Origin of the sequence: Ochrobactrum sp. SFR4 (assembly GCF_019730395.1) — a bacterium.
GTDB lineage: Bacteria > Pseudomonadota > Alphaproteobacteria > Rhizobiales > Rhizobiaceae > Pseudochrobactrum.
Map to the genome: position 1 here is coordinate 311,923 of NZ_JAAPBB010000005.1, position 15,860 is coordinate 327,782.

15 protein-coding genes and 1 tRNA gene are annotated in these 15,860 nt (G+C 49.6%); 7 read left to right on the forward strand and 9 right to left on the reverse strand.

Translation table 11 applies throughout. From position 1 onward, the window contains the following. Window positions 1-11: 11 nt before the first annotated feature. From HBA93_RS09000 to HBA93_RS09010, 3 genes are all read left to right on the forward strand, one after another. On the forward strand, window positions 12-335 hold the full coding sequence (locus HBA93_RS09000) for a YbaB/EbfC family nucleoid-associated protein (RefSeq protein WP_221723031.1): 324 nt from the start codon (window positions 12-14) through the stop codon (window positions 333-335). 181 nt (window positions 336-516) lie between these two features. Next, complete coding sequence (gene recR, locus HBA93_RS09005) at window positions 517-1,122, forward strand: recombination mediator RecR (protein WP_122006141.1); 606 nt, start codon at window positions 517-519, stop codon at window positions 1,120-1,122. Window positions 1,123-1,279: 157 nt separating this feature from the next. After that, window positions 1,280-2,557, forward strand: coding sequence for a lytic murein transglycosylase (locus tag HBA93_RS09010; protein ID WP_221723032.1), 1,278 nt, complete (start codon window positions 1,280-1,282; stop codon window positions 2,555-2,557). A gap of 3 nt (window positions 2,558-2,560) precedes the next feature. On the opposite strand, the gene HBA93_RS09015 is transcribed toward HBA93_RS09010, so the two are convergent. After that, entirely contained in the window at window positions 2,561-3,445 is an 885-nt protein-coding gene (locus HBA93_RS09015; protein ID WP_221723033.1) for a LysR family transcriptional regulator, read from the reverse strand. A gap of 105 nt (window positions 3,446-3,550) precedes the next feature. Between HBA93_RS09015 and HBA93_RS09020 the strand changes: the two genes are divergently transcribed. Further along, on the forward strand, window positions 3,551-4,567 hold the full coding sequence (locus HBA93_RS09020; RefSeq protein WP_221723034.1) for a YeiH family protein: 1,017 nt from the start codon (window positions 3,551-3,553) through the stop codon (window positions 4,565-4,567). 158 nt (window positions 4,568-4,725) lie between these two features. Here HBA93_RS09020 and HBA93_RS09025 read toward each other — a convergent pair whose 3' ends face one another. From HBA93_RS09025 to aroA, 4 genes are all read right to left on the reverse strand, one after another. Further along, on the reverse strand, window positions 4,726-5,469 hold the full coding sequence (locus HBA93_RS09025) for a glycoside hydrolase family 108 protein (RefSeq protein ID WP_221723035.1): 744 nt from the start codon (window positions 5,467-5,469) through the stop codon (window positions 4,726-4,728). A gap of 273 nt (window positions 5,470-5,742) precedes the next feature. After that, a complete protein-coding gene (gene rpsA / locus HBA93_RS09030; RefSeq protein ID WP_022710244.1) occupies window positions 5,743-7,443 on the reverse strand; it encodes a 30S ribosomal protein S1 in 1,701 nt (566 codons plus the stop codon). 176 nt (window positions 7,444-7,619) lie between these two features. Then, window positions 7,620-8,261: a (d)CMP kinase gene (gene cmk / locus HBA93_RS09035; RefSeq protein ID WP_221723036.1), complete on the reverse strand. Its 642-nt coding sequence runs from the start codon at window positions 8,259-8,261 to the stop codon at window positions 7,620-7,622. 5 nt (window positions 8,262-8,266) lie between these two features. Then, a complete protein-coding gene (aroA, locus tag HBA93_RS09040) occupies window positions 8,267-9,619 on the reverse strand; it encodes a 3-phosphoshikimate 1-carboxyvinyltransferase (RefSeq protein ID WP_122093307.1) in 1,353 nt (450 codons plus the stop codon). 349 nt (window positions 9,620-9,968) lie between these two features. Here aroA and HBA93_RS09045 point away from each other — a divergent pair, with 349 nt between their 5' ends. Beyond that, a complete protein-coding gene (locus tag HBA93_RS09045) occupies window positions 9,969-10,358 on the forward strand; it encodes a TIGR02300 family protein (RefSeq protein ID WP_121992285.1) in 390 nt (129 codons plus the stop codon). A 261-nt stretch (window positions 10,359-10,619) separates the two neighbouring features. Further along, window positions 10,620-10,695: transfer RNA gene (locus HBA93_RS09050), tRNA-Ala, on the forward strand. 190 nt (window positions 10,696-10,885) lie between these two features. Here HBA93_RS09050 and HBA93_RS09055 read toward each other — a convergent pair. The 4 genes from HBA93_RS09055 to HBA93_RS09070 all read right to left on the reverse strand — a co-directional run bounded on the left by HBA93_RS09055 (window position 10,886) and on the right by HBA93_RS09070 (window position 14,322). Continuing rightward, a complete protein-coding gene (locus tag HBA93_RS09055) occupies window positions 10,886-11,404 on the reverse strand; it encodes a ribonuclease H family protein (RefSeq protein ID WP_221723037.1) in 519 nt (172 codons plus the stop codon). A gap of 371 nt (window positions 11,405-11,775) precedes the next feature. Beyond that, window positions 11,776-12,159 carry a hypothetical protein gene (locus HBA93_RS09060; protein WP_221723038.1) on the reverse strand — a complete coding sequence of 128 codons (384 nt, stop codon included), beginning with the start codon at window positions 12,157-12,159 and terminating at the stop codon, window positions 11,776-11,778. Window positions 12,160-12,177: 18 nt separating this feature from the next. Beyond that, complete coding sequence (locus tag HBA93_RS09065) at window positions 12,178-13,221, reverse strand: tyrosine-type recombinase/integrase (protein ID WP_221723039.1); 1,044 nt, start codon at window positions 13,219-13,221, stop codon at window positions 12,178-12,180. A 468-nt stretch (window positions 13,222-13,689) separates the two neighbouring features. Further along, window positions 13,690-14,322 (reverse strand): recombinase family protein, encoded by a 633-nt coding sequence (locus HBA93_RS09070; RefSeq protein ID WP_221723040.1) that lies wholly within the window; start codon window positions 14,320-14,322, stop codon window positions 13,690-13,692. A 423-nt stretch (window positions 14,323-14,745) separates the two neighbouring features. On the opposite strand from HBA93_RS09070, the gene HBA93_RS09075 reads away from it, so the two are divergent. Further along, the gene (locus HBA93_RS09075; RefSeq protein ID WP_221723041.1) at window positions 14,746-15,822 is read left to right on the forward strand and encodes an AAA family ATPase; all 1,077 of its coding nucleotides are present in this window, start codon (window positions 14,746-14,748) and stop codon (window positions 15,820-15,822) included. Window positions 15,823-15,860: the final 38 nt, after the last annotated feature.

The window sequence follows — 15,860 nt, forward strand, 5'->3', positions numbered from 1 at the left end:
AGTTCTGCCACATGCGTGACATGATGGGGATGCTGAGCAAAGCAAAAGAAATGCAGGCCAAAATGCAGGCTATGCAGGAAGAAATCGCGCAGATGGAAGTCAGCGCTACTTCCGGTGGTGGTCTGGTCAGCCTGACATTGCTCGGCAAAGGCACATTGACTAGTCTGAAAATTGATCTGTCGCTGCTCAAAGAAGGCGAAGGCGAAATTCTGGAAGACCTGATTATCGCTGCGCATAATGATGCAAAAGCCAAGCTGGAGGCGATGATGGCTGAAAAGACACAGGCGCTGACCGCCGGTCTGCCAATCCCTCCGGGCATGAAGCTGCCGTTCTAAAGCGACAGATTATCCATACATCATGTGATTATAAATTAACGCTCGATTCTATTCGGGCTTTAAGCGTATCCCGAAAAGTGCGAAGCGGTTTTCGGATCAGATACGCGTTCATGCAAAAGATCAGAGCGACAATTTGATAAAATCAGATTGTCATAAGCTCTGTATGTTTTAAGTCTTCATTATGTCAAAACGAATCGCCGGTCCTGAAATTGAACGCCTGATCCAGCTTCTTGCCCGCGTGCCGGGGCTCGGGCCCCGTTCTGCACGCCGCGCCGCGCTGCATCTGATCAAGAAGAAAGATGCATTGCTGGTGCCGCTTGGCTCTGCCATGCAGGAAGCCGCAGAAAAGGTGCGTATCTGCTCCTGTTGCGGAAATGTGGATACCAGTGATCCGTGCACAGTCTGCGAAGATCCGCGTCGTGATCCTTCCACACTGATCGTTGTTGAAGACGTATCCGATCTCTGGGCGCTTGAGCGCGCTGGCACCATGAATGTGCGCTATCATGTGCTGGGTGGTCGTCTGTCACCGCTGGATGGTGTGGGGCCGGATGATCTCAATATTAAAGGTCTGATCGAGCGCGTCACCGGCGGTGAGATCAAAGAGATTATTCTTGCGGTCAATGCCACGGTCGAAGGGCAGACCACAGCGCATTATATTACTGATCAGCTCGACGGCATGGATGTGAAGATCACCCGTCTTGCGCATGGTGTACCGGTTGGTGGTGAATTGGATTATCTGGACGAGGGCACACTGGCTGCAGCTTTGCGCGCCAGAACCTCCCTTTAAAAACCGTCTGGTCTGGCTGCAAATGGCAATTTCCTGTGCTCCGGTGCTCATGTACCCTAAAGTACATTCCGCTCCGGTACTCGAAAATCACCATTTTCGCTTGCGACCAGCCAATTTTTTATTCAGGGTCTAGGTAATTTCACAAACAGGAGCAGCCATGCAGAAGACTTTCCTCCGTCAGGCTCTGGTGGCGCTCAGCTTGTTTGGTGCGGTAGTGCCTCTCAGCGTACCGGCAGCGCAGGCGCAGACTTATTCTGCTGCACTCCAATCCAAAACCAATGCTGCCTTTCAGCAATGGCTGGAGAATGATCTGTGGCCGCAGGCGCAACAGCGCGGCATCAGCCGCAGCATGTTCAATCAGTCTTTATCCGGTGTGCAGCTAAACTGGAAGCTACCGGATCTGGTGCCGCCCGGCACCAAGCCGCAAACACCCAAACAGCAGACACAATCTGAATTCGGCTCCCCAGCCAATTATTTCCGCAAAGGCACCGTTGATTCCGTTGTCAGCAATGGCAAGGCGAAGCTCAATGCGCATAAGAGCCTGCTGACGAAAATCGAACGCGACTTCGGTGTGCCTGCCGGTATTGTTGTTGCTGTCTGGGGACGTGAATCCGCTTTCGGCACGGTGAAAATCCCTTATAACGGTTTTGAAGTGCTGGCGACCAAGGCTTTCATGGCCACACGTAAGGATATGTTCCGCGCAGAATTGCTGGCCGCGCTCGAAATCGTGCAAAAAGGCTATATGGATAGTGCGCATCTGAAAAGCTCTTGGGCTGGTGCGCTGGGACAGCCGCAATTTATGCCGACTTCCTATTTAAAACATGCCGTTGATTATGACGGTGACGGGCGTCGGGATATCTGGAATTCTGTGCCGGACACACTGGCGTCTATTGCTGCCTATTTGCAGCATTTCGGCTGGCAGAAAGGTCGCGACTGGGGCTTTGAGGTCAATGTACCGCAAAATGTCTCCTGCTCACTGGAGGGGCCGGATCAGGGTAAGAGCTTCAAAGACTGGACGGCACTTGGTATCACCCGCGTTAATGGCAAAGCTTTCCCTGCGCAGGAGATGGGACAGGAAGGTTTTCTGCTGATGCCTGCCGGTCGTCACGGGCCTGCATTTATTGTCACGCCGAATTTCTACGTGTTGAAAAACTATAATATGAGCGATCTCTATGCGCTGTTCATCGGCCATGTCTCTGACCGGATGAGTTATGGTGCCGGTGGTTTTCAGCAAGGCTGGGGCGATGTCGGTGGTCTTTATCGCTCCGATGTCGCTACCATGCAGAAGCGACTGCAAAAGCAGGGCTATGATGTCGGCAAGCCGGATGGACTGGCCGGATTTAAAACCCGTCGCTCCATCGGTATCTGGCAGGAGAAAAATGGTCAGCCTGCTACCTGTTTTCCAGATAAGGCGCTGGTTAAAGCCATTCGCTGATTGTTATCTAGTTTCTTTGACCATCGCATAAAGCGCTTTAAAGGCGTGGCTCTGGTAGCGCTCACGGTGGTTCAGAAGCCAGAATTGCCGCGGCGGTAAAGTAAACGGCACCTGTTTCAATGTGCCTGCTGCAAGATGCGGACGGGCTGCGAGCGCAGAAAGCACAGTGGCATAATCCCCCGCGATCAGAGCCGAGCATATGGCCTCATTGGACGGTAACTCCAGTGCGAGCGGCAGGTGTGCGGGATCAAAAGCCTGATCGCGTAAATAGGTTTCAAAAGCCGCACGCGTACCGGAGCCTTGCTCACGTAAAATCCAGAAACTCTCCGGCAAGATTGTGGTTGGCAGTGCCGTACGTTCCGCCCACGGATGCTGCGGGCGGACAACAGTAATCAGCTGATCTGTGGCCACCGATTCTTTATGCAGAAACGGATTGTCCGTTTCGCCTTCAATAAAACCTGTATCCGCCAGCCCCTCCCGTAACGCCTCAACAACCTGCTCGCTGTTGCCGATAGAAAGTTTCAGGTCAATCATCGGATAGGTGGTGTGAAACCGCGCCAAAACCGGTGGCAGCCAGTAGCTGGCAATCGTCTGGCTGGCATAAATATGCAGACTGCCCCGTTGCAGACCGGTTATCTCGCTGAGTGTCAGTTCTGCGGCCTGCGCACGGGCAAGCACAGCTTCAGCCTCATGCAAAAAGATGCGACCCGTCTCATTCAGCTCAATTCTTCGACCGATCCGGTTGAACAATTGGGTGGCATAGCGCTCTTCCAGTGTTTTGATCGCCGCACTGACCGCTGAAGGGGTCAGATGCAGGGTTTCTGCCGCACGGGTCAGATGCTGCTGGCGGGCGACTTCTGAGAATATCCGTAATTGTTCAAGGGTCATAGCGATCAATCATTCGATTTTAATGAATGAAATATAACATATTTTCAAATGGAATGAATGGTTGAAATAAGCGATAGAATTGGAAAAATTATCGGAAATGCAGTCATGCCGCACACTATTCGTTCTAATTTCTCCCGTATTTTACCCGGACTTATTCTCTGTTTGCTGGTGAGTATCGCAGCTTATGCTCTGGAATATATCGAGGCGCATTATTTCGGGCGGGCATGGCTGGAATCAATCGTGCTGGCCATTCTGATCGGTGCAGCGGTACGTTCATTGTTCAGCCTGTCTGGCCGGTATCATGCGGGTATCCAGTTTTCATCCAAAATGGTTCTGGAAATTGCGATTGTGCTGCTCGGCGCATCGATCAGTGCGGAAGCGGTGATGCAGGCAGGACCAGCTTTGATCGGTGGTATTGCCGGTGTTGTGATGCTGTCGATTGGTATCAGCTATTCTATCGGCCGGTTAATGCGCCTGTCGCATCGTATGGCAGTGCTGGTGGCTTGCGGCAACTCCATTTGCGGTAACTCAGCAATTGCGGCCACAGCGCCGGTTATCGGTGCCAGCAGTGATGATGTGGCTTCGTCAATTGCCTTTACTGCGGTTCTGGGCGTTGTGGTGGTACTCTGCCTGCCGCTACTGGTGCCGCTGCTGAATATGTCGGCTGCACAATATGGTATTCTGGCTGGCCTGACCGTCTATGCTGTGCCGCAGGTCTTGGCAGCAACAGCCCCTGTGGCTGCACTGAGCGTGCAGATCGGCACATTGGTCAAACTTGTACGTGTGCTGATGCTGGGGCCGGTTATTGTGACAATCGGTGTTATTGGTGCGAAATCAGGCGGTGCCCGCCCGAAACTGTCGCAGATGGTGCCGTGGTTTATTCTCGGCTTTCTGGGCATGATGGCGCTGCGCAGCCTGTCACTGATCCCGCAAGCGGTGCTGCCACCGCTGCATGAGGCAAGTACAGCCCTGACAGTGATTGCAATGGCTGGTCTCGGACTTGGTGTGGATGTGCGTACGGTGATGAAGGCCGGTGGTCGCGTCACGCTGACCGCTGTCTTCTCCCTGCTGGCTTTGGGAGCAATCAGCCTGTCACTGATTGCTCTGCTGGGCGTGGCCTGATTTTTGTATCAAATGCTTAAACGCATATTGCCCGCCCGCTTTTAAACGGACGGGCAATAGAGCATTTCCGGTTTATCTTGAATCATTGGAAATGCTCTGTTTCTTCGCTCGTGCATCCCGAAAACCGGTTCCCGCTTTTCGGGATGCACTTTATATTTTCAGTTCTTTCTGCGGTTGAGGAAATGCCACAGAACAGCAATTGTCAGAACGACCAGAATAACCGCAACGGCAATCTGAACAGGGCCATTGCCGGAGGCCATAGCGGTGATGCCGGTGAGCACACCGCTGAGTGGTGCCAGTGTTTCCGGTTTTTTGAGGATTTGAGGAATCGAGATTTTCGTTTCCCGCGGCTGGTTTGGTTTTGTTTTCTTGGGTTGGCCGGAATTCTCTTTAACCAGCGCGAGGGAGCGGCTGCGTACGCGTTTAATCCGGGCTGTCCAGCCTTTGCCAAAGGTTTTGAAGGCGGAGAGAGTTTGCAGCCAGTTCTGTCGCAGGTCACAGAGATTATTAATGACAGAAGCAGGGTCACGAAGATTGAGTGCGCTGAGGGTCTGATCGCCGATAATCCCGTCCTGTGTGGTTCCGGCGATTTTCTGCAGGGCTTTCGCGGCGCGGGCAGGGCCGGAATTAATGGCAAAATCAAATACTGCATAGTCGATACCGGCGGGCAGCACATCACCGGCGATTTTGTCCCAATAATTTTTCTTATAAATGTCGGCTGCTGTCTTCTGACTGAGATTGCGGATATCGGCAGCAGATGCCTTTGTTCCCATCCATGCTGATAAGGTAGCCAGAGTAATCCCCATATTGGTGTGGCCACCCGGATCTGCCGGATGATTAACATATCCTCCCTCTTCTTCGAAGACATATGGCAAGACGTTTAAAAATGTCCCTTTTGCCATGGTGTTTCCTTTCGTTGAAGTTTATTTTTTAAAATTAATGTATAAATTAAATATATATTGCATTACGATAAGTATATTATCTCAAGTTAAAAGACATGTGAAATGATTTATTTAATTTATAAATTATTTTAAATTTATTATTATAATTATATTGTTGATTTGTATTTTGATTATTTAAATAAAAAATCCCCCGCCGGATTGCTCCGGCGGGGGATTTCAACTCTGGAATGAAACAGGACTCAGATCACAAAGATAAGTCCTGCTTAATCCATATTAGTTGTTTTCGGACTTCTTCATTGCTGCAGCAAGAATGTCGCCGAGCGATGCGCCGCTGTCTGCGGAACCGTACTGAGCAACTGCTTCTTTTTCTTCAGCAATTTCGAGAGCCTTGATGGAAACCTGCAGCTTGCGGGTTTTCTTGTCGAAGGAGATGACGCGTGCGTCAACTTTCTGGCCAACGGAGAAACGCTCTGGGCGCTGCTCGTCACGGTCACGGGACAGATCCGAACGCTTGATGAAGCTTTCGATGTCGTGATCAACCAGTTTAACTTCGATGCCGCCATCGGTGATGCCGGTTACTTCACAGGAAACAACTGCGTTTTTGCGCAGGTCGCCGGAAGAAGCTGCTTCACCAACGCTGTCGCCGGTCAGCTGCTTGATGCCGAGGGAGATACGTTCTTTTTCGATGTCTACATCGAGAACGACTGCCTTAACAACGTCACCTTTGTTGAACTCTTCGATAACCTGTTCGCCCGGACGGTTCCAGTCGAGATCCGACAGGTGAACCATGCCGTCTACATCGCCGTCGAGACCAATGAACAGGCCGAATTCGGTCTTGTTCTTGACTTCGCCTTCAACAACGCTGTTGGCTGGGTATTTCTGAGCAAAGGTTGTCCATGGGTTGTCGAGGGTCTGCTTGAGACCGAGCGAAATGCGGCGCTTGACCGGATCCACTTCGAGCACAACAACTTCGACTTCCTGAGAGGTCGACAGGATTTTACCCGGATGTACGTTCTTCTTTGTCCAGGACATTTCGGAAACGTGGATCAGACCTTCGATACCTGGTTCGATTTCAACAAATGCACCGTAGTCAGTGATGTTGGTTACGTTACCGGTGATCTTTTTGCCGATCGGATATTTCGCACCGATGCCATCCCAAGGATCATTTTCCAGCTGCTTCATGCCCAGGGAAATACGATGTGTATCCTGGTTGATGCGGATGATCTGAACCTTAACCTGCTGACCGATAGTCAGGATTTCGGAAGGATGGTTTACACGGCGCCATGCCATGTCGGTAACGTGCAGCAGGCCGTCGATGCCGCCGAGGTCAACGAACGCACCGTAATCGGTGATGTTCTTGACAACGCCGTCAACAACCTGACCTTCTTCAAGGTTCTGAACGATTTCAGAACGCTGTTCCGCACGGGATTCTTCCAGAACGGTACGGCGGGACACAACGATGTTGCCGCGACGCTTGTCCATTTTCAGGATTTCAAACGGCTGCGGGTTGTGCATCAGAGGTGTAACGTCGCGGATCGGACGAATGTCAACCTGTGAACGTGGCAGGAACGCAACGGCACCATCGAGATCAACGGTGAAACCACCCTTAACCTGATTGAAGATAACGCCATCAACACGCTCACCTTTGCCGAATTTCTCTTCGAGGCGAACCCAGCTTTCTTCGCGGCGAGCTTTTTCGCGCGACAGAACAGCTTCGCCAAGCGCGTTTTCAATACGCTCAACGTAAACTTCTACTTCGTCGCCCGGCTTCATCGAGCCGTCTTTGCCCTTAGCGCCGAATTCCTTCAGCGGCACGCGGCCTTCAACTTTGAGACCTGCATCAATGATTGCCATGTCTTTTTCGATGGCAACAATACGGCCCTTAACAACATAACCTTCTGCAAGGTCATTATTGGCGAAGGACTCAGCCAGCAGAGCTTCAAAATCTTCGCGTGTCGGGTTAAAATCTGACATGTAGACTCCTGATGTATCCGTGAAATTCACGGGATACGGCGCCGGGGGTTGGTGTTTCGAGAAAGTCTGAAGACAAGCCGTTCTTAAAAAGAACAATCCGGCGCATGGCCTGAAAACAGACAATTTTTATATAAAAGACGCACAATTTGACAATTTTTCTGAAATTCAGGCCAATGTCAGGCGCGCAATGCAGCATCTATCAGCTTTTTAGCTTCTAGAAATGCCGCTTCTATATCCATTTTACTGGTATCGATCAAGTGCGCATCGCTTGCGGGTTTTAAAGGCGAAGCCGAGCGGTTCATGTCGCGCTCATCACGGCGCTTCAGATCGTCCAGAACTTCATTATAATCCACATCAGCGTTTTTTGCACGCATTTCATTAAAACGGCGCTCTGCACGCACTTCCGCAGAAGCGGTGATATAGAGTTTTACCGGCGCATCAGGGCAGACAACGGTGCCGATATCGCGGCCGTCCAGCACCGTGCCGGGCAGGTTTTCTGCAAATTTGCGCTGGGCTTCCACGAGAGCACGGCGCACTTCCGGCATGATAGCAACTTTGGAGGCTGCCTCACCGATATCATGGGCGGACAGCACAGTGCGATCGAGCCCTTTGAGATCGAGTTCCTGTGCAGCGCGCGCAGCAATGGCCTCATCATCGAGCGGTAAACCCTGATCAATCAGGGCTTTAGCAACCGCTCGATAGGTGAGGCCGGTATCCAGATGATGAAAACCGTAATGCGTGGCAAGATTGCGGGCCAGCGTCCCTTTTCCGGAAGCTGCAGGCCCGTCAATGGCGATGATAAAAGCTTTATCCTGCATTGCTGTTATTTGGCTCCGGCCATGCTGATATCAGCACCCAAACCACGCATCAGATCCATGAATTCAGGGAAACTGGTTGCGATCATTGTGGCATCATCAACCGTTACCGGCTTTTGGGAGGCCAGACCAAGCACAAGGAAGCTCATGGCAATACGGTGATCGAGGTGGGTGGCAACAGTACCGCCGCCAAAGCCCTTGCCGGACGGATTGCCGCGCACAGTCAGCGACATTTCGCCTTCTGTGCAGTCCACACCATTGGCCTCAAGGCCACGGGCAACGGCCGCAAGACGATCTGATTCTTTAACGCGTAACTCATCCAGACCGTCCATAATGGTCTCACCTTCCGCAAAAGCGGCGGCAATGGCCAGAGCCGGATATTCGTCGATCATCGAAGGTGCACGGTCAACGGGAACGGTGATGCCTGTAAGCTTCGATGAGCGTACGCGCAGGTCAGCCACATCTTCACCACCCGCAAGACGCGGATCGAGAATATCGATCTGGGCACCCATTTCCTGCAAAGTAGTGATCAGGCCTGTGCGGGTCGGGTTCATAAGCACATTGCGGATGATGAGATCCGAACCTTCTGTGATCAGCGCAGCCACCAGCGGGAAAGCGGTTGAGGACGGATCGCCCGGCACATCAATGGTCTGGCCGGTGAGCTTGCCCTGTCCGGTGATATGGATGTGACGGACGCCGTCTTTGTCGGTTTCAACGCTCAGATCGGCACCAAAGCCCTGCAGCATCTTTTCCGTATGATCGCGGGTCATGACCGGTTCGATCACGGTGGTGACACCCGGCGTATTGAGACCCGCAAGCAGAACAGCTGATTTTACCTGAGCCGAGGCCATTGGTACGCGGTAGCGGATCGGATTGGCGGTGCGAGGGCCGTGCAATGTCAGAGGCAGGCGGTCACCTTCAGCAGCTTCAACCTGTACGCCCATTTCACGCAGCGGATTGAGCACGCGTGCCATCGGGCGCGAGGTGAGGGATGCGTCACCCAGGAATGAGGTTTTCATATCATAGGAGCCGACCAGACCCATGGTCAGGCGCACACCGGTACCGGCATTGCCGAAATCCAGCGGGGTTTCTGATTCCAGCAGGCAGCCATTGCCGGTGCCGTTGATGATCCAGATATCGCCTTCCTTGCGGATTTGTGCGCCCATGGCCTGCATGGCTTTGCCCGTAGCCAGAATATCTTCGCCTTCCAGCAGGCCGGAAATACGGGTTTCACCCGATGCAAGGCCGCCGAACATAAAAGAACGGTGAGAAATCGATTTATCGCCCGGAATACGGATATCGCCCTTCAGATCGCGTGAGCGACGGGAGGTTGCGGGTTTGGAAACTTGAGAGTGAGACATAATATTACAGTCAGTTTATGCTGCCGTTTTTTAAGCTTTAAGCGCGTTTCAGACAGCGCGGTCAATCGAGGTGGCAAAGGTCTAGCATAGGTTTAACCGCAGGTCATCCTGCAAACTGAGCGGAATTTATGTGGTCGGAAGCCTTGACGGCATTGTACAGAAAAACCGGCGTATTTTCGCCACGAAATACCGCAAAGCAGCATGATTCAGCAAAACATGTGTCTTTAGCTTTGACAAAGGCATCGAAATCCGTTTATGCACCAAAAAACACCGAAAAGGCTTTCCGGTTTTATCTCTTGTTTCAGGAGATGTGCGGATGCCGCAGCCGGCACAACTTATGAGGCTTGACGTGGCAAAATCTGAACTTGGCACAAAACGTATCGATCCGGAAACGGGCAAGAAATTTTATGATCTGAATAAGGACCCGATTGTTTCTCCTTATACAGGTAAATCCTACCCGCTGTCTTATTTCCAAACTACCGTGGATACGCGCGTGGAAGAAGAAGAGGCAGAAACTGAAGAACTGGATGTAGCACTGGATGCACCTGAATTCGTATCTCTGGAAGATGCGGATGATGAAGCAAAAGGCGACGACATTCCTGATCTGGATGATGATGATGTGGATCTCGGCGATGACGATGATCCGTTCCTGACTACCGATGACGAAGACGAAGACGATGATGATATGTCCGGTCTTCTCGGCGGCGGCGGCGGCGTTGGTGACGACGACGAAAGCTAATCGGCGATTATCCGATGTTGAATTACAATTGCCCCGTACTGACATCAGTGCGGGGCATTTTGTTTTCCGCCTTGTTGTGCGGGTAATGCGCTTTTCCTCTGGGTTTCATAAATAATACGGATATCTTTGAAAGAGTTTGATTTTTGCTCTTGATCTTCTGTGAAAGGCAATTTATGTAGCCGTCACGAACAGAGAATAATCTGCTTCGCACCACCGGAACCGACACTCAGGTCGGCATGTTTCAAAGACATGATCGGTAATGGGGCCATAGCTCAGCTGGGAGAGCGCTTGCATGGCATGCAAGAGGTCAGCGGTTCGATCCCGCTTGGCTCCACCATTAAACTTGTCCATATAAAATGTTGAATAATTACAAGGTCTTACGAGTGTTTTGTTCGTAGGGTTTAACCCAATTCCGACCAATCATTCCGACCAATTTTTAGCTATAGCTAATGTTATGCGTAGGGATTCTTGTGCTTTAGTGCGAATCGCGCCCCATTGTGGTCTCTTACAAGGCGCGATTTATTGGGCTACATGGCAATCTTGTCGTTGATGAAATCCTCATTGAACTTATTCCGTGCATTTGCTGCAAGAGCATCAGCGCGTTCATTTAATGCGGTACCACTGTGACCTCTGACCCATTGCCATGTCAGGTCTCTCCCTGCTGCTAATTTATCAAGCTCATGCCATAGATCAGGATTTTTCACTGGCTTCTTTGCCGAGTTGAACCAATTGTTCCGCTTCCAATTGCACAGCCATTCTGTCATTCCTTTCACGAGGTATTCACTGTCGCTGATAATCGTAACAGGTGTTGCAGCTGGTAGATTGTCATGAATATAGATCACCTTCAGAGCGCCAATAGCAGCCGATAGCTCCATGCGTTGATTTGTACTCCAAACTTCACCGTCTGAGATATCCTTGCTGTGCAATAGCTCATCACCTTTGTGGTAGCTAATAACGACTCCCCAGCCGCCGTGACATCCTCCACATGAGCCGTCTGTATGGGCTGTTATATGTGTGACTTCTGTAAAGTTGATATGGCTCTGCATGATCTATCCTGAATTAAGGTTGTGAGTTCTCAATCCCGTTATGCAAGGTGTTTTGCACGACGAGACTGACGTGTACTAATGATTATGAAGTGCTGTTATGTGGGGTTATATAAGGAAGGACTGAGGGAGGGATTATACCGCTTGCTCACAGCTTCAGTATCGTTCAAGGACTGTTACAGATCACTGTCAAACAGCACCTCACAGGGCATCCCCTATATAACCTATATAACATGTTTCGGGAGGGGGCTTTCTAGGGGGCGTCCTTATTGTCGCTTGGGCAGCAAATCAGATTTGGTGGGCCGCCTGAGAACTCCCTCCTCCCATCCGCAACCCAAGAGAAAGTCCCGCTTGGAATGCATCTGCATAAACAGTCAAATCAGGGCTGTGAGACGCAGCTGAGGTTTTGCAGAGGTTTCCTCATCGGGGGCTGTTGGTGTCTCTGTGTGAGTCTCTGTGGCTGTTTCTGGCTGCAAAACAGATAGGGACGCATGGACGTGTGCTTGCGGATGATATTCTCTCAGCTTTTCAATGCTTTGCCAGACCCGCACCCGTATATCATAGCTCTGTGGTGGCTGACCGTGCGCAATATTGAGAGCGGTTTCTGCAAGTAGTTCGATAGCAGTATTTATTACGGCCATATTGTTGAATGCGTCCGCCGATATTTTACTGGTTCTTGCTGCGTCGCGTAGAACATCAGAAATACCGATGAGATGTACGTCGAAGCGGTTTTTATCAAGCGTGATAAGGCTGTCCACTGTGGTGGCCTCCAAGTCTTAAATTGGGTATGTGGTATGGGCTGAGTGCTTTCCTTCGAGAATGTGCAAGACATCCTCCAAAGCATTCGGCTTGATCTGCATATATCGCATAGTGGTCACGATGGCGCTGTGTCCCATCCACTCCATGACGCGCTTGACGTCGACACCGCCAAGCACCAAGCGGGTACAGCAAGTGTGCCTGAGGGTATGCGGGGTTACATCGTGCAACCCAAGGGCTGTTCGCATGGCATCCCATCGACTGCGCATTCCGCCCAAGTGGACACTTGTGAATGGCCCTGCGGTTTCCTTATCAAGCCGCCGGATTTCATTCAGAATATCCCTGCAACGCTTAGTGAGCGGAACAGTCCTTGGCTTATTCGTCTTGGTTTCCCAAAAAGTGACTGCCGTGAACCGAGGACTGAAGGCGTCCCAGCGCACCGGTATCATTTCCGAGAAGCACCGCGCTCCGGTGTCGATCAGCAGCGCTGTGAGGTCATGGTAGTCCTGATAGCCGCAAGCCAGCCAGTAAGCCAACAAAGTGCGTTCTTCGCGGTCGTCCAGATAGCGGAAGCGGGTTTTCACCTCTGCGTTCCACTTAATCACTGGCACGGCGTCAATCGCTCCGGCATCACGAGCCACTGAAAACATTTTCGATAGTGCTGCCACCTTACGGTTCACCGTAGCTGTAGAAAGGCCGTTGTCTGCAAGATGTATTTTGAAGTCAGCAATATCCGCAGACGTAATGGTGTTAATATCCCTATTTCGTCCGAAGAAGTCGCAGACGGTCTTGCCGTTCGGGATCAGCGTTCTTGCACCCTTCATCTTTGACCATTCGGTTCTGCAAGTGTGGTCAAACAGTTTGCCGAGATTGGTGAGATCACGCGTACCGTTAGATTGGTGCATATTTCGCGGAGCGGGGATAGGTTTTCCCATCGCTGAAGCATTTGACACCTGAGCCTCCCAGCTGAGAGCATCTTCCTGTGTTTCAAAGGATTTTCGTAGGCGGCTTCCGTCCTGCAAACGTACGTCTGCTTGCCACTTATTGCCCCTTTGTCGTGCCATTTTTTTACCTCTTGATTGCTTGATGTCCTATGAAATAGGAATAAAATACAGCGGTAATCAAGAGATAAAATGCAACAAATTCAGTTGGTTACGACGTAGTTACTACTTCTATGTGCAATGGTTTCTGTATGGGAACTACAATTACTAATGTTTACAAATGCAAATTGCCAAACGCAGTCAGCTATGGTTTCCCTACGGTGACGAAAAGATTTTTTATGCACACTATCCTCCGAGGCTATGAAAAGAGGAGATCGGCGCATTGTGTAAGACGCAAAGTGCAAATTAACACAATGAAGCCCCGCCGAAGCAGGGCTTTCTCATTCCGTCATATCTGTTGTCCAAGCAGAATATAATCTAAGTCATTTCAGGCTAAATGCACTGTATATTCCCCAAACTGCCACCAAAACGGCAAAACCAATATAACCGTAAGCAGCCCATGTGATGATCTCTCTCAGCATTGTTTATCCCTCACATATTCCATTTGGCCAAAGCAGCTTCTGCCGCCGCAGGATCGGACTTAATCCGTAGTATAGTCTGTCTTGTCAGCCCTGTTGCTTTAGATATGACGGAAGCTCCGGCCTCAGTCGAAAGCATATCAATAACCGTTTGGTACTTTTCACGGTCATAGCTGGGCTTCTTGCCCCTGTATCTATCGGTGTCAGACTTAGCTGCGTCAATTCCAGCCTTCTGGGCTTCTTTAGTTGCCTCCGCTTGGGCTTGTGCGGTTGCGGCCATGAAGCCAATCAGCGCGTCTCTTACGGCTTGCTGAATGGGGTCTTTCGTAGCGCCGTCAAAGGTCATGTTATTGATTACAGTGCGGATCACGACGCCTTCCCTCATGAAGTGGCGAATGGTGTCTGTGACATCGGCATAGTTACGACCCAAACGGTCAACCCATCGAACCACAAGAGTATCACCGGCGCGTAGCTTGTCATAAAGACGCTTGCCTTCCGTTCTCTCTGATAGCTTTGTGCTGATCCCTGAAACACCGTGATCGGCAACAACCTCGTCAATGACAAAGCCAGCGGCCTCTGCTTGGGTCTTTTGGTGATCTATGTTTTGGTCAGACGTGGAGACACGGGCATAGAGAATTGTGGACATGACGACCTCAGTAAGGGTGTACGATTAGCTTGTGTCCGATGAGTATCGTGTACGAATAAATAAATCAACCCTTATGTACACATACATTATCCATGACCTGAGTGTACGCAAAGCTATACCCTTGTGTACGGATCCTAAAAAGATAAGCCCCCAATATAACCTTAGGTGCTATTAGCTTGCCTGAGCATGATTAAACTACGTGTGGAATGGAAGGTGCCGTGGGGGGGGGGGGGGGGGGATCTCCTGCAAACGATTGAGTTCGACAGTTCAGATATTTTGGGTCTATTTTAATGGCTCGTGGCATGAGGATTTGAAATTCGATGTGTTTATATGCAATATGAAATCACTTGATATAACGGCGTTATTTCAATAATTATCATTTTAATGAAGTTTAGATTTAGTAAATATACAGTGAGGTCAAAGTTGATATCTGAAATTTTATTGAAATTTGGAGCTAGTGAGAATTCAGATCCTTTAAGATTGAAATGCAATCGATCAATTACTGTATTTTTAGGACCAAATAACTCTGGTAAAAGTCAAATTTTACGAGAAATATCTTCTTTGTGTTCTGGTGGAAATCCGGAGGCGAATGTAATTCTCAATAAAATTATATTTGATAGTGTTAAACATGGTGACGCAAAAGAATTTATTAATAATGTTAAAGCAACTCCGTCTTTGGGACAGCATCATGTACCTGAACACATTTTATGCAGAGCTAAGAATTCTGATTTTTGGGTTAGTGAGAAAAAATATTATTCTGTTACAGGTAAGATAAATGAATCAGATTCTAATGATTTTAGTAATTTTGCACAGTGGTACGCAAAACATAATTATTTAATGCTTGATGGAGCATCTCGTATTAATTTAATCGCACCCCAAGATAGAGGTAATTTAACTAGACCTACGTCTGCATTTACAAAAATTCTTTTGGAATCGGCTAAAAGACAGAGAATATCTAAATTTTTACTTGAATCTACAAATCTTCATTTCGCATTGGATATAACTGACGGTGGACTAATCCAAATTAGGTTCGGAAAAAGTCCACCTGTTGACGAGCGTAATTTGAATGATGAAACAGTAACCTACATGGCGAATGCAAAACCTATCGCAGATATGAGTGATGGGATTAAAGCGCTGACAGGTATTTTAATACAGATAAATGCAGGGTTCGAAAAAACAATTCTAATTGATGAGCCAGAGGCATTTTTACACCCCAGTCTAGCATTTAAGCTAGGTAAAGAAATATCCACTACCGCTATACAAGAAAATAAAGCTATTTTTGTCTCTACTCATAGCCCTCAATTTCTTATGGGGGCGATCGCCTCTGGTGTAAATATAAATATAGTGAGAATGACATATGACGGAAACGTTGGTTCAGCAAGATTACTTGAGAACTCACAATTAAGAGAATTAATGAATGACCCTTTGCTAAGGTCTACAGGAGTACTTGAGGGGTTATTTCTGTCCGACATCAGCGCCCTTGAGACAAAACAGTGTTAATTGAGAAGAGAGGATTTTCGGCTCATGATAGCTCTATC